This is a genomic window from Pseudothauera rhizosphaerae (genome assembly GCF_004801305.1).
GTDB classification, from domain to species: domain Bacteria; phylum Pseudomonadota; class Gammaproteobacteria; order Burkholderiales; family Rhodocyclaceae; genus Pseudothauera; species Pseudothauera rhizosphaerae.
Genome location: NZ_SSOD01000021.1, coordinates 1 through 17706, shown reverse-complemented (window position 1 = coordinate 17706; position 17706 = coordinate 1). Strand labels below are relative to the sequence as shown.

At 61.4% G+C, this 17706-nt stretch carries 17 protein-coding genes; 3 read left to right on the top strand and 14 right to left on the bottom strand.

Annotation, left to right across the window (positions count from 1 at the left end; all coding sequences use genetic code 11):
- Positions 1 to 23 precede the first annotated feature (23 nt).
- Entirely contained in the window at positions 24 to 1037 is a 1014-nt protein-coding gene (locus E6O51_RS19495) for a glycosyltransferase family 2 protein (RefSeq protein ID WP_136386693.1), read from the top strand.
- Here the strand turns inward: E6O51_RS19495 and E6O51_RS19490 are convergent.
- The 14 genes from E6O51_RS19490 to E6O51_RS19425 all read right to left on the bottom strand — a co-directional run bounded on the left by E6O51_RS19490 (position 1027) and on the right by E6O51_RS19425 (position 15650).
- The gene (locus E6O51_RS19490) at positions 1027 to 2244 is read right to left on the bottom strand and encodes a glycosyltransferase family 4 protein (protein WP_168735344.1); all 1218 of its coding nucleotides are present in this window, start codon (positions 2242 to 2244) and stop codon (positions 1027 to 1029) included. The two genes, E6O51_RS19495 and E6O51_RS19490, sit on opposite strands and share 11 nt — an antisense overlap.
- A 44-nt stretch (positions 2245 to 2288) precedes the next feature.
- On the bottom strand, positions 2289 to 3641 hold the full coding sequence (locus E6O51_RS19485) for a glycosyltransferase family 2 protein (protein ID WP_136386691.1): 1353 nt from the start codon (positions 3639 to 3641) through the stop codon (positions 2289 to 2291).
- Positions 3638 to 4981: a glycosyltransferase WbsX family protein gene (locus E6O51_RS19480; protein WP_136386690.1), complete on the bottom strand. Its 1344-nt coding sequence runs from the start codon at positions 4979 to 4981 to the stop codon at positions 3638 to 3640. Before E6O51_RS19480 ends, E6O51_RS19485 begins: the two co-directional genes overlap by 4 nt.
- On the bottom strand, positions 4965 to 5564 hold the full coding sequence (locus tag E6O51_RS19475) for a class I SAM-dependent methyltransferase (protein WP_211091469.1): 600 nt from the start codon (positions 5562 to 5564) through the stop codon (positions 4965 to 4967). The genes E6O51_RS19480 and E6O51_RS19475 overlap by 17 nt, the downstream gene beginning before the upstream one ends.
- Positions 5565 to 5885: 321 nt before the next feature.
- Positions 5886 to 6854: a glycosyltransferase family 9 protein gene (locus tag E6O51_RS19470; protein ID WP_136386688.1), complete on the bottom strand. Its 969-nt coding sequence runs from the start codon at positions 6852 to 6854 to the stop codon at positions 5886 to 5888.
- 107 nt (positions 6855 to 6961) lie between these two features.
- On the bottom strand, positions 6962 to 8176 hold the full coding sequence (locus E6O51_RS19465) for a polysaccharide pyruvyl transferase family protein (protein ID WP_136386687.1): 1215 nt from the start codon (positions 8174 to 8176) through the stop codon (positions 6962 to 6964).
- A 6-nt stretch (positions 8177 to 8182) separates the two neighbouring features.
- Positions 8183 to 9460 carry an ABC transporter ATP-binding protein gene (locus E6O51_RS21955; protein ID WP_168735343.1) on the bottom strand — a complete coding sequence of 426 codons (1278 nt, stop codon included), beginning with the start codon at positions 9458 to 9460 and terminating at the stop codon, positions 8183 to 8185.
- Positions 9438 to 10217 (bottom strand): ABC transporter permease, encoded by a 780-nt coding sequence (locus E6O51_RS19455; RefSeq protein ID WP_136386686.1) that lies wholly within the window; start codon positions 10215 to 10217, stop codon positions 9438 to 9440. Before E6O51_RS19455 ends, E6O51_RS21955 begins: the two co-directional genes overlap by 23 nt.
- A 39-nt stretch (positions 10218 to 10256) precedes the next feature.
- Positions 10257 to 10577: a hypothetical protein gene (locus E6O51_RS19450; RefSeq protein ID WP_136386685.1), complete on the bottom strand. Its 321-nt coding sequence runs from the start codon at positions 10575 to 10577 to the stop codon at positions 10257 to 10259.
- 308 nt (positions 10578 to 10885) lie between these two features.
- Positions 10886 to 11143 carry an MBL fold metallo-hydrolase RNA specificity domain-containing protein gene (locus E6O51_RS19445; protein ID WP_230976859.1) on the bottom strand — a complete coding sequence of 86 codons (258 nt, stop codon included), beginning with the start codon at positions 11141 to 11143 and terminating at the stop codon, positions 10886 to 10888.
- A gap of 140 nt (positions 11144 to 11283) precedes the next feature.
- Positions 11284 to 12648, bottom strand: coding sequence for a sigma-54-dependent transcriptional regulator (locus E6O51_RS19440; RefSeq protein WP_136386684.1), 1365 nt, complete (start codon positions 12646 to 12648; stop codon positions 11284 to 11286).
- Positions 12645 to 14195, bottom strand: a complete 1551-nt coding sequence (locus E6O51_RS19435; protein ID WP_136386683.1) for a sensor histidine kinase — start codon at positions 14193 to 14195, stop codon at positions 12645 to 12647. Before E6O51_RS19435 ends, E6O51_RS19440 begins: the two co-directional genes overlap by 4 nt.
- Entirely contained in the window at positions 14196 to 14432 is a 237-nt protein-coding gene (locus E6O51_RS19430; RefSeq protein WP_136386682.1) for a PP0621 family protein, read from the bottom strand.
- A 60-nt stretch (positions 14433 to 14492) separates the two neighbouring features.
- Positions 14493 to 15650 carry a pyridoxal phosphate-dependent aminotransferase gene (locus E6O51_RS19425; RefSeq protein ID WP_136386681.1) on the bottom strand — a complete coding sequence of 386 codons (1158 nt, stop codon included), beginning with the start codon at positions 15648 to 15650 and terminating at the stop codon, positions 14493 to 14495.
- A 134-nt stretch (positions 15651 to 15784) separates the two neighbouring features.
- Here E6O51_RS19425 and mtnA point away from each other — a divergent pair, with 134 nt between their 5' ends.
- Entirely contained in the window at positions 15785 to 16861 is a 1077-nt protein-coding gene (mtnA, locus tag E6O51_RS19420) for an S-methyl-5-thioribose-1-phosphate isomerase (protein WP_136386680.1), read from the top strand.
- Positions 16861 to 17523 (top strand): class II aldolase/adducin family protein, encoded by a 663-nt coding sequence (locus E6O51_RS19415; RefSeq protein ID WP_136386679.1) that lies wholly within the window; start codon positions 16861 to 16863, stop codon positions 17521 to 17523. Before mtnA ends, E6O51_RS19415 begins: the two co-directional genes overlap by 1 nt.
- The last annotated feature ends 183 nt before the right edge of the window (positions 17524 to 17706 follow it).

Genomic DNA, 17706 nt, shown 5'->3' with positions numbered 1-17706 from the left:
TCTCCCTGCCGGCTTTTCTGCTGATGCCCCCGGTCGTCTCAGTCTGCATCGCTCATTTCAACAGTATCGATCTCATCGATGCCTGTATCGAATCCGTACGCCGACAAGACTGCGATTTTGAAGTAGAGATCATCGTCCACGACGACGCATCCACCGACGGTTCGGCACATCATCTCCGCACGACGCACCCTGACGTGCATCTGATCGCGAGCACCGAGAACGTGGGGTTCTGCGTCGCGAACAATCGCATGGCCGACGCCGCCCGTGGTGAATTTCTGCTACTGCTGAATAACGACGCTGCGCTCCACGTCGATGCACTGGTGTCGCTAAGAGCCGAAGCTGAACGGCTTTCCCGCCCGGCCGTCCTCACCCTGCCGCAGTTCGATGCCGAGACGGGCGATCTCTTGGACATCGGACTGCAGCTAGACCCGTTTCTCAACCCGGTACCAAACCGCGATCGGTTACGGAACGAGGTCGGCACAGTCCATGGCGCCTGCCTGTGGATTCCGAAAGCGCTATGGTACGAACTCGGCGGCTTCCCCGAATGGTTCGGTTCTTTCGCAGAAGACTTGTACCTATGCTGCCGCACGCGGCTTGCCGGACACCCCGTACGGGCACTCGGGGTGTCCGGCTACCGTCACTACGTCGGGCGGAGTTTTGGGGGTGGCAAGGCCCACGCTGGGCAACTTGCCACAACCGTCCGACGGCGCGCCCTGTCGGAGCGGAACAAGACTTTCGTCATGGCGATTATCTACCCGGCGCCCGTGATCTATCTGATCATGCCTGTGCACCTGATGCTCCTGCTATTCGAGGGGTTGCTGCTTGCGGCGCTGCTTTGCCAACCGGCATTGCCGAGTCAAATCTACCTACCAGTATTTGGCTCGCTGTGGGATCGGCGAAAACTACTGTGCAAGGAACGGCATATAGCGGTACGGGAACGCCGTGCAACTTTGCGTGCTTTCTTCTCGGTATTCGACCCTCTGCCGCACAAATTGCGGCTACTGCTCCGGCACGGTCTACCGACACTCAGGAAGTAAGATCGGGTGCGTTTTCCGAGGTCCGCAGCGCCTCGTCAAATATGCGTTCGATCTTCCTGACGCTGGTGTCCAGATCAAAGTACTGCAACACACGCTCGCGTGCCGCCTTGCCCATCGCAGCATAGAGTTCCGCATCGTCGAGCAAGCAGGCCAAGTGCTCGGCTACGGCCGCGTCGTCTCCGACCTCGGCAAGGAATCCGCATTCGCCGTGGATGATAATTTCCTCCGGCCCCCCACTGCGGGTTGACACCACCGGCTTGCCAGCCGCCATCGCCTCGATCAGAGTCCTCCCGAAGGGTTCGTCCACGGCCGTGCTGACCAGTACATCGATAGCCGACAACAGCGCGGGCATATCGCTGCGATAACCAAGCAGATGTACCCGATCCGTCAGTCCTCTGTTGTCGATTTCATTCTGAAGCCGAGCGAGATAATCTCCGCTTCCCTGGCCGATGAGCAGATGGTGCAGCTCGGGATGGCTGTCACGCAGGCGCGCAGCGCTGCGGATGTAGGTGAGGACATCCTTGCGCTCCTGCAGCGCACCACAGACCGCCGCCAAGCGGGTACCCTCGACCAGACTTGGCAAGGGTGGTTCTGGCTGTTCGGCCAGATAGGCCGCCGAGTCGATACCGTTGTGTACGACCTTCACTTGTGGCGGCGAAGCATTCCCAAACAGCCGACAAGCCAGGCCGGCTGAATTGGTGATTACCGTTGCCGAGTGTGAGAGCGCGAAGCCCGGCAGCCAGCTTAGAGGCAAGGGACTGGACAGATCGCGGTTTCCGGCCACTCCTTCCCGCAAATGCCACACATGAGGGATGCTGCACAAGCGGGCAGCCAGAGCGCCATCAAGGACTGTTGCCGTGTTGGTATAAACCAGATCGACTCGCTGCTTACGCATGAGCAAAACCAGTACGATTACCCTGAAAGGCAGCGACAGCCACGACAAGAATGCCAGCACATATGGATGATTCAGCCGGCGCCACGGACGTCTGAGTATGGCGCGCAAGGTCATAGGCTTTGGAAAAAATATCCAGCGCTGAACTACACCACAAGTTAGCGGGATGCCGCTCGCCCTTAGGGCCTCGGTAAAAGGGCCGGCGGACGGGATGACGACATGTGGCTCATAGCGCTCCTTGTCAATACGTCCCAGAATGTCGAGCAAAGAGATCTGGGCCCCATAGAGCATGGCATCGTGGGCAACGACGAGCACGCGGTGGGCGGCACTGCCACCCCTTTGGCGGACCGACCTCCCGCTCATGCCCGGTTCGTCCTGACCCAATGCCGTAAGCGCTCCCTCACTGCCTCCGGCAAGGCAGCCACAAACGGGCTCAGCAAGCGTGAACCGGCCGAGCGCTGTACCAACGTTGCCAAAGTCTGCCGCACCGCCGCCCAGCCCCTGAACCGCGGTAGGCCGTGCAGTGCAACGAGATCGAGTGATCGCGCCGAAACCGGTACGCGGCCTGAAACCCCCGTCAGCGCGGACAATTCCTGCACAAGCCAAGGCGGATCGTTACCCCGCACATCCGCGATAGGGATGGCGAGCAGCAGCTCGCGCAGATTCTCCCACTCGCCGGGTAAGCGGAACCACAGCTTGAAGGCTTCTCCTTCGTTGAGCCATTGCAGGATAAAGTATCCGCTACGCCCCCCCGACAGATGGAGTAGCGGTACAGTCTCGTCATGCCCAGGCCGATCTGCGGCCGGGAGCGCCACGCCCACTACAAGACGGACGCTGGGCGTGCCGTTAGCAAGGCGAACGAGGTCCGTGCGGAGCCGGAAGGGGCGGGCCGGATCGACAGCAAAATGGCGCTGGATCAGTGCAGGATAGTGCGGATAGCGCTCAGCCAAGAGGCCGTAGGCCTGCCTGACCCGCACTGCCTTCTCATGGCCGAAGCTACCGTGGCCCCGGTGGTATACGAAGCAGTCTGCCGCCAGCACGTGGGCCCAGCCTCGTTGCGCGGCACGCAGGCAGAAGTCGTTTTCTTCACCATAACCCTTCCCGAAGGTCTCCTCGTCGAAAGCACCGGTGTCCTTCAGGCAGTCCCGCCGAATGAACAGGCAGAAACCAACCCCAATCGGTATGTCGACGGTTGCCTCCGCATTCGCAATCCCGAAGAAGCGATCGAGTCGATCCGGCGAAAGGTTTGCCGGCAAAGCGTTCTCCACGTTCGGTTTCGGGTAACTTGCTAGCGAACCACAATTCGAAAACGGTGTCACCGTGCCAGTGCGGCCCCCTCGGTATGCAGCACTACGCAAACGCTGCAGCCAGCCGGACGGAACCTCCGTGTCGTTGTTAAGGAGTACCACATCATGCTCCGGCCAGCGTGCCATACCGCGATTGACGCTCGCCACAAAGCCAAGGTTGACCGTGTTACGCAGCAATTCCCAGGCTGGACGGTCAACACCGGCACCCCGTGACAGCCCGGAAAAAGTTACCTCCTCAACGAACGCCACCAACATTTCATCCATGCCAGTTTCGGGCGAGGCGTCGTTGATCAGCGTGATTCGACAATCCGACGGCAAACCAGACGCAGCAAGGCTCTCCAAGCATCGCCGGGTCAACTCTATGCCGCGATACACGGGGACGACAATATGGACAGGCAGACTCAAGACCGATCACCACGACTGAGCCGCGATAGCGACGACTTCAGGAAGGACTTAAAGCACGGGTTGCGACTCAGAATCGACCTGAGTCTCTTATGAAACTTGGCAACCAGGTAGGCGCCATGCTTGTTAAACAGACTCCCCATATCTACCAGGAAGGCCCTCACCCCACCAGCTACACACTCAGGAATCCCTTTGTCAGGAAAATCTTTCAGCATCGAAAGCCCCCGCTTTGCCCTGAGCGTGGCCTCCAGGAATGCCCGCCCGTACTTCTGATCAGGTTCCAGATGGCACCCCTCCGCCCACTCGTTCCACGCGTTGATGAATACCAAGCGGTCCGCCGGAACCTGCTCAGCACACATCCGGCTCATGGTCGCCGAGAGCCAGTACTCATAGTTTCCGGGAGTTCCATTCACGAAGATCAGAGCACGATTACGGCTACGGGCAGTGTTATCCCACGATGGAAACACGCCACGAAAGATCTTCGCGCCCCGCACGTCGCGCGACAAATAGGCGTTGGCCAAATCATGATAAAGCATTGCTTTACCATCGAATGATCGATAGAAATTGATCAATTCGTGTACCTCACGCACACCAAGCACGGTACGGTTGTGCGGCGGAAACTCTACACCGCTGTCGAATCCGAACTGGGCGTAATCCAGATTATCGAAGGTCAATGCAGCGCACAGATGAATGTCGCCGAGCCCGAGAGCCACAGCATGACGTCGCCACACCGCCACCGTGGCTCGGATATCGGGTATCAATTGGGGGCGGTAGACGATGAGCAGGGACTTGCCGTCAACCTTCAGATAACGCCGGTCTCGAAGAAAAGGGGCGATGTCGCCGATGAACCTTTCGGCATCGTCCTGAGCATACTTTTGAGCGATCAGAATATCCTGATCACCGCCATTCCAGCGCCGCGTCCAGTTCTCGTTCGCCCAGCAGAGACAGAAGGGCATATCACTGGCGGGGTCTGCAAGCATGTCATCCAGTGGTTCATGCAGAAGCCGAGTCCCCGAAAACCAGTAATAGTGGTAACAGAATGCGTCGATGCCATGTTCCTTGGCCAAACGGATCTGCCGGCGACGCGTGTCGCGCAGCCTCAAGTCATAGAATCCCAGCTCTTCCGGCTGGTGGGGCTGCCAGTGCCCGGGAAACAACGACTCCGCGCGGCTGACATTCGTCCACTCCGTAAAGCCTCGCCCCCACCACTCGTCGTTCTCTGGTATAGGGTGAAACTGGGGCAAGTAAAAAGCAACAAGCCGCACCTCATCCGCCTCTCTGGATGAGGTAGCCGGCGCGGTACCTATGGCGCCTCCCGTAACGGCGTTACTCTTTTCTATCATCGCTACCTGGTTTGACAGTAACAAGGACTTCGATGTACTCAGCTCGTATGCCGTAACTGAGGTCGTCGATATGCACGATCTGGGTAAACAAACCAGACGCCTCGTAGATATGTCTGCAGATGTCGAAGCCCCAATCTACAGTAACCAGCGCGCCGTCCGAGCTGACAGGATTGCCGTGGTAAACCGGTGGCAGCAGATGAGAGACCTGTCGGTCTGTACCCACTACCGCCCTGGTTCTGGAGGGTCGGTGTTTGTTGACAAGAGGCACCGTAAATACATGAGCCCCGCCCGGTTTGAGTGTTCTCGCGATCTCCCGAAACACCTTCTCCGGTTCAAAAACATGCTCCATGACATCCTGAGTGACATGCAGATCGATACTCGAATCAGCAAATGTCATCTGCCGCAGATCCTCGCAACGCACGCCGTTCCTCTGCTCACCGAGCGGCATGTCACCGAACAACTGCGAAGGAATATAGCGAACGCATTCCCGCCCAAGTCTGACGCTCGCGCCGCGATCTATGGGCGACGACTCATGGATGACTCTTTCCGCCCAATCAGGGAAGAACATCTCCAGCACTCGCATCAAGGCCCGTTCCCGCGGCTTGCTTCCGCAATCCGGACACAGCAGGTGATCTCGCAGCCACGGGCCAGTTGCAATGAATGTGACGTCTCTCCTGCAAGTAAGGCAATGGCCACGGGAACTGAACAGGACCTTCTTTCCCCTCAGCACGCGCACGAGTGGCCCCAGATGCCGATACAAGCGCTTTCTCAAGTCCAAGCTTCGGCCCATGGCTCATTCTTCACTTTCTTTATCCCCTGATAGATGCCCGACTGCGAATCTATACTGACGTGCAAACAGACCACGCGACTCCCTTTCGCCGCATCCAGAGACCTCGTTGTCCTATTAACCCGCCTTTACGGCCACTTCAGAACGGAGCTCCATATGCGTATTCAATGCGGCAAGTACCATATTCACTGGCATCTCATCAAGAGATCCATCGTATCTAAGTATCGTAGCATTACTGCCACATCCATAATCTCCGCTATAAGGCATATACGCAGGAAAATTACGATACTTGCCGAGGAGAACTATCCCGTAAGCACCAACCGCGTTGGCAAGATGCGCAGGACCGCTATCGACACCAACAAAGATATCAGCCCGTCGAATAACCTCGGCCGTAGCCACAATCGAGAGCCTTCCGCACAACGAGGTGTAACGAGGATGCGCAAAATCGCCAAGTACGGATTCGAGACCGATCTCGACGACGTTATACCCACGTTCCCGAGTTAGGTTATCGACAAGTTCCCTCCATTTGGCCGCACTCCAATTCCGTGCATTCTCGTTCGATAGTCCGTGTATGCATATGAATCGTGCAGGGAGTGTCAATCTGTCTACATCGCGCAATACCATCGATGGAATATTGAGCTTCGGCCCCTCATCGAACGCAGGCAATCCAGCGCTTCGAAGCATGACCGTGAGCAGGTTACCCATCAGGTAATAGTTTTCTATATTTATACCAGAATCATCTTCTGGCTTTACAAGAGTCACCCTACAAACGTAACATGTACGTCCTGACAGATTAAGATCAATAATCCGATCTAACGCACAGAAACCTCTCACTACGATCCATTCCGACAGAGTTTTCAACCCTATCACCATGTCGACATCAGGATGATTCTTTGGAATTTCGATGTAGGGAGCGCCAACAAACCAAACGATGAAAGCCTTCGGGTTATCCGCTCGCAGTCGGCGAATGACAGGCTCGGATGCAACAATGTCCCCCATATGCGCAAGCAAAGAGACCCCGATTAATTCAGCCTCTGAACGGAAAAATCTCAAGTACAGTTTTATTGTGAAGAGACGAAGCAGCATCGGAGCGCTGAAAGCAATGCAAGAAAAAGTGCAAAGCTTTTTCTGATGCTCAAAACTAAGTGGGAGCCGGTTTATTCGGCGTAAGATGTTAACGACAATCAATTTATTCAACGGCGATGAACTGTCTTTGTGGAGTCGCTACGCAGGTACCCTTCCCCACCTTGCACATTCTCAACGATGTCTTCCAAACACGCTCCGAGAAGCTGAAGGTATTTTTCCCGACTCGCGACCTTGATGGCGCAAAGCCTTTCCCTCCATGCGTCTGGGCGCGCAGCAAAATCCGTACACCAAGCAATTATCCTGTCAGTAGTCGCTTCGTTAACGAAGGTTACCGGCAGTTCCATCAACTCCGCCATCCTCACCCGGGTGTCGTTCCCCACAACAACCGCAGGGCGCCCAAGTCCTGCCAGCACCATGGCGCTATGAGCCCGGTTCACCACCCCGAACCTCGCCTTCGCGTACATGTGAAGGTAGTCCTCGTAGTTAGGCGAGAAAAAGGTATCCGCATCCGGCAGCAACGAGCGCACTTTCAACACTTCTCCAGGAGAATGACACATCACGACAACTGGGTACTGCCCGCTTAGTAACCTGTGGATTTCCTGGAATGCACGCTGCCAGCCATCACTGTCTATCTTCTGCCCAAGATTGTAGTGAGCCCCCCCCTCCATGTAGTTCAGGCAGACGAAGCGAGGCTTCTCCGGGTAGATGCGATGGCAGTCTGCGGCAAAGATAGCAGTACAAGGCAGGCAGTGGGTTTGCAGTCCACAGCGCTCCAGGAGACGCTCTGCCACCTTTTCCCGGACGGTTGTAAGCCGAGAGAGATCAACTGTCCTGCGGATGAAATCCAGCAAAGCCGGGCTATGCTCGAACTCCAACGCATCACTGAAAAAAGGCTGGCATGTGCCCACCGCGAGATTGAGAAGGGGCGGCGGAGAAGAAAGGCAGAAAAGACGTTTCAGCCATACCTCGCCAATCCAGCCCGTAGTCAGACTGCTGGAAAAAGATTCGTAGGCTCCGTCCGCGTCCGGCACAATGTAATAAAAAGGCGTTCCTGCCTGGACCACCAGATCCGCACTAAGAAACGGGTCCTCCGTCCCCTGCTCTCCCTTTCCAAGCAATCTGCCCATACTTGCGAATAACGACCCACCACCGCCCTGGGTCGGCGCACCGAGGTATTCATGCTTATCGACGTAAATTCCGCGATAGTACGGAATATGCTGCTGAATTAGGTACTCGATGCCCGCACGAATGAATGCATCGCCCGGATTACGATCAACCGTGGTAATGAACGCAATTCTCAGCAGACTCTGGGTGTGATGCATAATCAGCTACACTTGGAAATTTTCTTTGGGGACACTCATAGGGTCTTTAAAAGACCACTGAAAAGGTATGTCAACAAGGCTTAGCTGCGGCATCCGCATGACGTTAACCGCTGAATCTGCCACAACCCTGAAAGCATGCAGCCGATGTCCGTCCCAGATGTTCCTGCGGTAGCCATCCAAGAAAGCGAGACGAACATAGTATACGCCGGGAGTCAGGACCATGTCTGGAACAGTGCATTCCACGATGTGCTCACCTACCTCGAAATCACGGGATTGACCGAGAACTGCTGACGAGCTTGTCGACACAACATACACTGAATCTGCAGTATGAAATCCGACAATTACGTCCAAGGACGTCACAGGTATATGGCAGCGAAACCTGATACTCACAACCGCGCTACCGTGCATGACGACTTCGTCAACACAATCGCTCGTATCGGCATGTGACATCGATATGTCGATAACGTCAATCTCACCAGAAGCCGTACAATTATATGCCCCGCTCCGCTCTACCTGCTGTGCGTGCACATCCTTGATGATCTCATTATGGTACGCATTGCATACATCGTTCGACTTTCCGCCAAGACGCAAGCTGCCCTGGTCGAGCCAAAACACCTGTGAGCAGATCCGTTCGATCTGCCTGATATTATGGCTAACGAAGAAGATAACCATCTTCTTTTGATCAAGGATCTCTTCGATCCGCTCAAAGCACTTTCTTTGAAAACTCTCATCTCCCACGGCAAGCGCCTCGTCAACCATAAGAATATCGGCATCCGAGTGAATTACAGTGGCAAACGCAAGCCGGACGAACATCCCGCTGGAGTAAACGCGAACAGGTTGGTCAATAAAACGTCCTATGCCTGCAAAAGTGGCAATGGCTTCAAAACGCTCCTCCATTTGCGCCATCGAAAAACCCATCAGGGCACCTTGAAAGTAAACGTTCTCTCTTCCAGTAAACTCCGGGTTAAAACCCGCACCCAACTCCAGCAACGCTGCAACACGCCCATTCACGGTGATCGACCCGGAGGTAGGCTTCAGAATACCGCAAACCAACTGCAACAGCGTGCTTTTACCAGAACCGTTCCGGCCAACAACACCAACCGTCTCACCTTTTCGAATATCAAAAGATACGTCATTCAGCGCAGTAAACTCGCTGTGATATTTTCTTAAGCCGAGGCTCAGAAATTGTTTGATGCGATCACCGGGACCATCGAAGAGTCGATAAGTCTTGGTTAGATTCCGTGCCGAGATGACTATATTGTCAGAGAGCGTCAGCAAATTCATCGCGGCTATGCATGAAAAACGCAAGACCGAGCACTGCGGCAATCGATCCGCTGATCAAAGATACGATCCATGGAACCCAGGAGATATGCATACCGAAGACTGCTGCCCGAATCGCCTCGATGACCGCACCCAACGGATTGTATTCGTACAGGGGACGCAAAGCGGGGGGCACGACCGAAACGGGATACAAAACAGGCGAAAGAAAAAAAGTCATCTGCACGAACAAGGGCACGATCTGGGTCATGTCCTTGATGAACACACCCCAAGCGGACAGAAACCACGAAAGGCCGGTAGCAAAAAGCAGGACGGGTAGAATTAACAAAGGGGCGAGCAGGATGCCGCTCGAAAGATGTCCCGTCCAGGCCAGCGCTGCTACAAGAATTAATAAATTTAATCCGGCATGAATCAGGCAAGTTCCGAGCGGCACAAGGGGTAGCAGGTACACCGGGAAGATGATCTTCTTCACGTAACTCGGATACGCCCGTACGGCTGTCGGGGATCGGGAGACGGCCTCGCCGAAGATATTGAATACGATCAGCCCAGAATAAAGCAGCAGCCAGAAAGGCAACCCTTCCGGTTGCTCGGGCCATCTGCTTTGGAAAATATGCCCGAAGACGAACGCGAAGATCGCGAGCATCAACAACGGACTCAGGAATATCCACAATATGCCGAACATGGCGCCGCGGTAGCGTAACAGCACATCGCGCAGGATCAGTTGGCCGAGCAGATAACGGTGCGTTGTGAAATTAGAGATCATGCGTTGCAGAGGGCTCTACCTATAGAACGATCAAGAGTCCTAAAAAGGATGGATCCCATTGCTGCCAACGGAGCAGGGCTCGATCATGCATGCGTTCCGTGCGGCAAATTCTTTGTAGCGTAGTCCAAGGTGACAACGTGACTGACAATCAAATTCGCGCGCCTTGGCAAGTGCTGTAGCTGGTTCAGCAGGATTTGCGACGTAGTCGTGCACCAAGCGGTTACGCAGTCGGCGCATGCCCATCCACGCGTCTTGGGCGGCTACAAAGCCAAAACGTTGGGCCAGGTTAGGGTTGTTGAGCGCATGTCCGGCCCGCTGACCGGCCGCGGCCAGAAAGATGCGCAGGAGCTTATCCATCATGGTGTCCTGCACGCGCCCGACACGAGGTCGAGCAGTTCGGCCGGCGCTCCATCCAGTTCCCCTAACACGTCCAGGCTATCTCGATGGGCACTATCGTCCTGGTGCGATCGAACCACGCGGACAGCAGCTGAACCGCCGAGAGTGCGGGCGGCAGCGCGTCGAATCCGTTGTCGCTGATCGGCAGAGAGTCGCATGGTCTGTACAAGAGAATAGCCGAGGAACTGGCGAGCATTATTGCAGCCAGGAGACTACCAGGCAATCTGGATGCGCGTCCGACAGTGGTTCGGGACGGGTGCTCGCTGCCCCTCTCAAACCCAACACCGTACTTGGCCGCCGCTGGCTTCGGATATAACTGCTGCCAGCGCATGATGGGCAGCGGGTTCTCCATGAACCAGCCGGACTTCCGCCGGCCAGTGCCGCATATGGGTGATGAAGCGGACCAGGTTCCGCTGGTCGGCGTGGGCGGAGTAGCCGGCGATGGTGTGGATGCCGGCACGGATGTCGATGCGCCGGCCTTCCAGGTCCACATAGCCGCGACGGGGACCGTAGCGCTGATGGGGCGGCACCCGCGGAGATATCCGCGGTGAGGTAGCCGACGCAGAGCACGTCGCTACGAAGGTCTGCGAGCATTGCCCTGAGGTAATTCAACCCTCGGCCGCTCCCGGATTAGGCTGCGCCCCATCCGGGCCACGAGCGCTTTCCCGTACTACTCCATCCCCCACTTCTGCAGCCGATAACGCAACTGGCGCAGGGTCATGCCCAGGCGGCGGGCGGCTTCAGAGCGGTTCCAGCGAGTCTCGTCGAGCATGCGCAGGATGCGGATGCGCTCGTCGTCGGATTCGGCGCCGGCTTCGTCCCCGGCCTCGGGCTCATCGTGGCGCGGCAGGGCGCGCAGCAGGCCTTCGGTGGGGTGCAGGTCGATGTCGTCGGGGCCGATCTCATCGCCTTCGCACAGGGCGCAGGCGCGTTCTAGCAGGTTTTCCAGTTCGCGCACGTTGCCGGGGAAGGTGTGCTGCTGCAGCAGGGCGATGGCGGCGGACGACAGGCGGCGGGGGACGCTGCCTTCGCGCTCGGCGAGGCGGGTGAGGACGTGGGCGGCGAGGTCGGGGATGTCTTCCGGGCGCTCGCGCAGGGGCGGGACGCGCAGGGTGATGACGTTGATGCGGAAGTAGAGGTCCTGGCGGAAGCGATTGTCGGCGACCAGTTGCGCGAGGTCGCGGTGGGAGGCGGAGAGGATGCGCACGTCCACCGGCTCTTCGTTGTGGGCGCCCACGGGGCGCACGGCGCGCTCCTGGATGGCGCGCAGCAGCTTGACCTGCATGGCGAGCGGCAGATCGGCGACTTCGTCGAGGAAGAGCGTGCCGCCCTGGGCGGCCTGGAAGAGGCCCTGCTTGTCGCTGGCGGCGCCGGTGAAGCTGCCTTTCTTGTGGCCGAAGAACTCGCTTTCCATCAGTTCGGGGGAGATGGCGCCGCAGTTGACGGGCACGAAGGGCGCCGCCGCACGCGGGCCCAGGCTGTGGATGAGGCGGGCGATGACCTCCTTGCCGGTGCCCGATTCGCCGTGGATGAACACCGGGGCCTGGTTGCGGGCGAGCTTGGCGACCTGGGCGCGCAGTTGTTCGAGGGCGGTGGAGCGGCCGACCAGGTTGCGCCCGCCGTTTCCCGCGCCGCCCTCTGCGGGGCCGCGCAGGGCGTGAGCGACCAGTTCGCGCAGGCGCTTGAGTTCCACCGGCTTGGTGACGAAGTCGAAGGCGCCCAGCTTGAGGGCGCGGATGGCGGTCTCGATGCTGCCGAAGGCAGTGATGACGGCCACCGGCAGGCCGGGCTGGCGGGCCTGGATGGATTCGACCAGTTCCAGGCCGTCGCCGTCGGGCAGGCGCATGTCGGTGAGGCACAGGCGGTAGCGCCTGGCGTCGAGCAGTTCGCGCGCCTCGCCGACCGAACCCGCGGTGTCGCAGGCCAGGCCCATGCGCAGCAGCGACAGTTCGATGAGTTCGCGGATGTCCTCCTCGTCGTCGACGACGAGGACGTCGACGCCGGGGGGACGGCTTCTGCGGTCCTCAATGCTCATGGCTTGCTCCGGCCTGCCAGGACGAAGTGGGCGCCGGTATTGCTCGCGGCAAGGTCGAGCACGGCGCCGTTGGCTTCGGCGAGTTCGCGGGCGATGTACAGGCCCAGCCCGGTTCCCTTGGGATGGGAGGTGAAGAACGGTTCGAAGATTTTGGCGCGATCGCTTTCGGCGATGCCGGGACCGTCGTCGGCCACGTGCAGGGCCACTGCGCCCGGCTCGGGCTCTTCGGCATACACGTGGACCGCGCCCGGGCTGCCGCTGCAGTAGCGGCGGGCGTTGACGAGCAGGTTGGCGAGAATCTGGTGCAGGTGGGAGCGGTCCGCGGCGAAGGTGAGGGAGGGGGCGATCTCGACGCGGTAGACCTGGCGCTCCTCGTCCTTGCCCAGGCAGGATTCCTCGACCAGGGCGACGGTGAATTCGCGCAGCGCGATGGCGTCCGGCATCACCTCGTCGCGCCGGCCGAGGGCGAGCACGTCGCGCACCATGTTCTCGATGCGGCGCGCGTTGTCGTTGATGATGCGGATCAGGCGCGCCTGCATGTCGCCGCGCTTTTCTTCCTCCAGCAGTTCGGCAGCCTGGGACACGGCGGAAAGCGGGTTGCGGATCTCGTGCGCCATGCTGGCGGTGAGCCGCCCCAGTGCGGCCAGCTTGAGCTGCTGGATCTGGCGCTGGATCTCGTCGTAGTCGGTCAGGTAGATCACCGTGTCGCCTCCCTCGCCGCCGGCGCCCATGGCCCGGCAGCGCACGCTGCGCCCGGTCCGCCCGAGGCGGCGCAGGCCGCTGCTGCCGCAGGTACCGTCGAGCAGGCAGGCGGCCAGGCCAGGCTCGGCCTCTGCCAGGGCGGTGCCTTCGGCCAGCGCCACGCCCAGCAGTTCGGAGGCGCGCGGGTTGGCGTGGCGGACGTACCCGTCGGCCCCCAGCACGATCACGCCGTCCTGCATGTCGCGGATGATGCGCTCGTTGATGGCCTGCTGGTTGGCGAGTTCGGCGGCGCGGCTGGCGGCGAGGGATTCGTTGGCCTGGGCGCGGCGGGCGAGCAGGCGCGCGACGATGGCGATGACGAAGAAGCCCATGCACGCCATGCCGACCTGGAAGAAGTCGCCCGGCGTGCCGCCGCTCAGGGAACGCCAGACGTTGTCCGACAGCACCAGTACGGTGGCGAGCGCGGCGTGGAACAGCACCGTGCGTTCGCGCGACACCAGGCCGGAGCCGGCCAGCACCGCCATCATCAGCACCGGCATGCCGCTGCGGTAGCCGCCGCTGGCCCACATCATCGCGGCCAGTGCCACGATGTCGATAATGCCCTGCAGGTTGACGATGCGGTTGAAGCCGATGCGCCGCACCGCGTCGGGAAAGCCCAGCAGCAGCACGGCGCCGAGATAGGCCGCGGAGACTGCGACGAAAGCGTTCGGCGCGGCGCCGCCCAGGTTCATCTCCCGGCCGGCGGCGAGGAACAGCCCGGCCAGGATCAGGCGGAACAGGTTGAGGTAGCGCAGCGAGGAACGGCGGGCCTGGTCCAGCCCTCCATCGAGCGTCCTCTCGCTCATTCAGGGACGCCTGGCACCCAGTTGGCGGTGCGCTTCGCTGCAGAAGAAGGCGTCGCCTTCGCGTACGCCTTCGCTTTCCGGCACGAGCACGCCGCAGTGGTCGCAGGCCAGCATGCGTTCCGGCACCTGCTCGCGCGCCGGGCCGTTACCGCGCCCCGGTGCGCGCAGCTTCTGCAGCGCGCGCCGCGCCCACCAGACGACGATCACGACGAGAATGAAAAGCAGCAGATTGCGCACGGCGACAGGCGGAGCAGGGAAGAATGAGCCGGCGCAGTTTAGCACGCCGGCAAGCCGGCCCTACACCCCGCGCAGCCGCTCGCAGGCCCGCGCCAGCGTATCCTCGTTCTTGGCGAAGCAGAAACGCACCACGCGTTCGTCGCGCCCGTCGGCGAAGAAGGCGGACACGGGAATCGCCGCCACGCCCACCTCCCGCGTGAGGCGGTCGCAGAAGGCGGCGTCGGGCTCGTCCGAAATAGCGTGGTAGCGCGCGAGCTGGACATAGGTGCCGCGCGAGGGCAGCACTTCGAAGCGCGAGCCGGCCAGCGCGTCGCGGAAGAAATCGCGCTTGGCCTGGTAGAAGGCCGCCAGCCCCAGGTGGCGGCCGGCGTCGGCCATGTAGTCCGCCAGGGCGTACTGCACCGGGGCGTTCACGGTGAACACGTTGAACTGGTGCACCTTGCGGAATTCGGCCATCAGCTCGCGCGGGCCGACCACGTAGCCGACCTTCCAGCCGGTGATGTGGTAGGTCTTGCCGAAGCTGGAGACGATGAGGCTGCGCGCCGCCAGTTCCGGGTGGCGGGCGCAGCTCTCGTGGCGCGCGCCGTCGAACACGATGTGCTCGTACACCTCGTCGGAGACCACCACGATGCCCGTGCCGCGGGTCAGCGCCGCGAGACTGGCCATGTCGTCCGCGCTCCACACCGTGGCGGTGGGGTTGTGGGGCGAATTGATCATGATCATGCGGGTGCGCGGCGTGATGGCCGCCGCCACCGCCGCCCAGTCGGGCCGGTAGTCCGGCGCGGACAGCGCAATGCGCACCACCTTGCCATCCTGCAGTTCGATGGCCGGGGCGTAGGAGTCGTACACCGGCTCAAAGACGATCACCTCGTCGCCCGGGTGCACCAGCGCCGCCACCGCGGTGAACAGCGCCTGGGTGGCGCCGGCGGTCACGGTGATCTCGCCGTCCACGTCGTAGGCGGTGCCATACAGAGCCTCCACCTTGCCCGCGATGGCCTCGCGCAGCGCCGGCACGCCAGCCATGGGCGGGTACTGGTTCATGCCCGCCCGCATCCAGTGGGCGACGCGCTCGAACAGCAGGTCCTCCGCGTTGAAATCCGGGAAGCCCTGGGACAGGTTGATGGCCCCGCACTCCTGGGCCAGGCGCGACATCACCGTGAAGATGGTGGTGCCCACCGTGGGCAGGCGGGAGACGATGGGGGCGGGAAAGCTGGGCATGGCGGCGGAACCGGCGGGAACGGCGACGATCGATTGTGGCAGAGCCCGCGCGCCTTTGGAAATGGCCGCCCGCTCCGGGCAGACCCGTGCTCCGGCACGGCCCCCCGCCCGCCGCAATTGATAGAATCGTCCGCATGACCTTCACCCAGCCCATCTCCACCATCCGCCGCGACCGCGACGGCGCCGTCGTCCTCGACCAGACCCTGCTGCCCCACCGTACCGAACTGCGCCGTCTGGCGACCCTCGACGAAGTGGCCCACGCCATCCGCAGCATGCAGGTGCGCGGCGCGCCGCTGATCGGCGCCACCGCCGCCTATGGCGTGGCCATCGCCATGACCCACGACAGCGGCAACCGGGCGCTGGAGCAGGCCCTGGGCACCCTGGCCGCCACGCGTCCGACGGCGGTCAACCTGCACTGGGCGCTGGGCCGCATGGGCGCGCGCCTGCTGCCGCTGGCACCGGCCGCCCGCGCCGAGGCGGCGTGGCTGGAAGCCGAGGCGATCCGCCTGCAGGACATGGAAACCTGCGCCGCCATCGGCCGCCACGGCCTGGCACTGATCGAGGAGATCGCCGCGCGACGGCCCGGCCCGGTGCGTGTGATGACCCACTGCAACGCCGGCTGGCTCGCCACCTGCGGCGCCGGCACCGCGCTGGCGCCGGTGTACGCGGCCCACGAGCGCGGCATCCCGGTGCACGTGCTGGTATCCGAAACCCGCCCGCGCAACCAGGGCCTGCTCACCGCCTGGGAACTGCGTGCAGCGGGCGTGTCCCACAGCCTGATCGCCGACAACGCGGCGGGCATCCTGCTCGCCCGGGGCGAGGCCGACCTGGTGATCACCGGCGCAGACCGGGTAGCCGCCAACGGCGACACCGCCAACAAGGTGGGCACCTATCTCAAAGCGCTCGCGGCGCAGGATGCCGGCGTGCCGTTCTACATCGCCGCGCCCTTCTCCACGCTGGATTTCGCCTGCCCTGCCGGCGCGGCGATCCCCATCGAGGACCGGGACGCGGACGAAGTGCGCTGCGTGAGCGGCCTGGACGCGGACGGCCGGCTGCAGAGCCTGCGCCAGGTGCCGGACGACACGCCGGCGATCAACCCGGCCTTCGACGTGACCCCCGCCCGGCTGATCCGAGGCATCGTCACCGAGCGCGGCATCGCCGCCCCGGGCGCACTGCGCGAACTCTTCCCGGCCGCGGAAGTACCGGCCTGATGGACGCCAACCTCCCGCAGCGCGAAGCCCTGCTCGCCACCGTCCGCGTGCTGGGCGCGGAGCGCCTGAGCGTGGGCACCACCGGCAACGCCAGCCTGCGTCTGGGCACGGACGGCAGCTACCTGATCACCCCCACCGGCCTGCCGGCCGAAGCCTGCACCGCCGCCGACATGGTGGTCATGGCGCCCGACGGCACACCGCAGGGCGTGCGTGCGCCCTCCTCCGAATGGCGGCTGCACCATGACATCTACGCCGCCCGCCCGGAGGCCGGCGCCATCGTCCACGCCCACCCGCCCTTCGCCACCGCGCTGGCCTGCCGGCGGACGGAGATTCCGCCCTTCCATTACATGATCGCCCGCTTCGGCGGCCCCACGGTGCGCTGCGCCGGCTACGCCACCTTCGGCACCCAGGCGCTCTCCGACCTGGCGCTGGCCGCCCTCCGGGACCGCCGCGCCTGCCTGCTCGCCAACCACGGCATGGTGGTGTTCGGCCGCGACAGCGCCCACGCGCTGATGCTGGCCATCGAGTTCGAAATGCTGTGCGAACAGTACTGGCGCGCCCTGCAACTGGGCGAACCGGTGCTGCTGTCCGACGCGGAAATGGCCGAGGTGACGGAGCGTTTCAGTTGGTACGGGCAGCCCCAGGATCGGGACCGGAGCTGACCGCCTGTAGGAGCGGCCTCGGCCGCGATTGTGGCGGTCGCTCTTCCACAGGCCGTATCGCGGCCAAGGCCGCTTGTGTCTGCGATACCCCGTAGGATCGTGGGTGAGAGCGGCGGGTGGCAAGCTGCCAGGCCGGGGTGCGCAAAGCACGTGTGGGAGCCCAAGCTGCCACCCGCCTGCCTC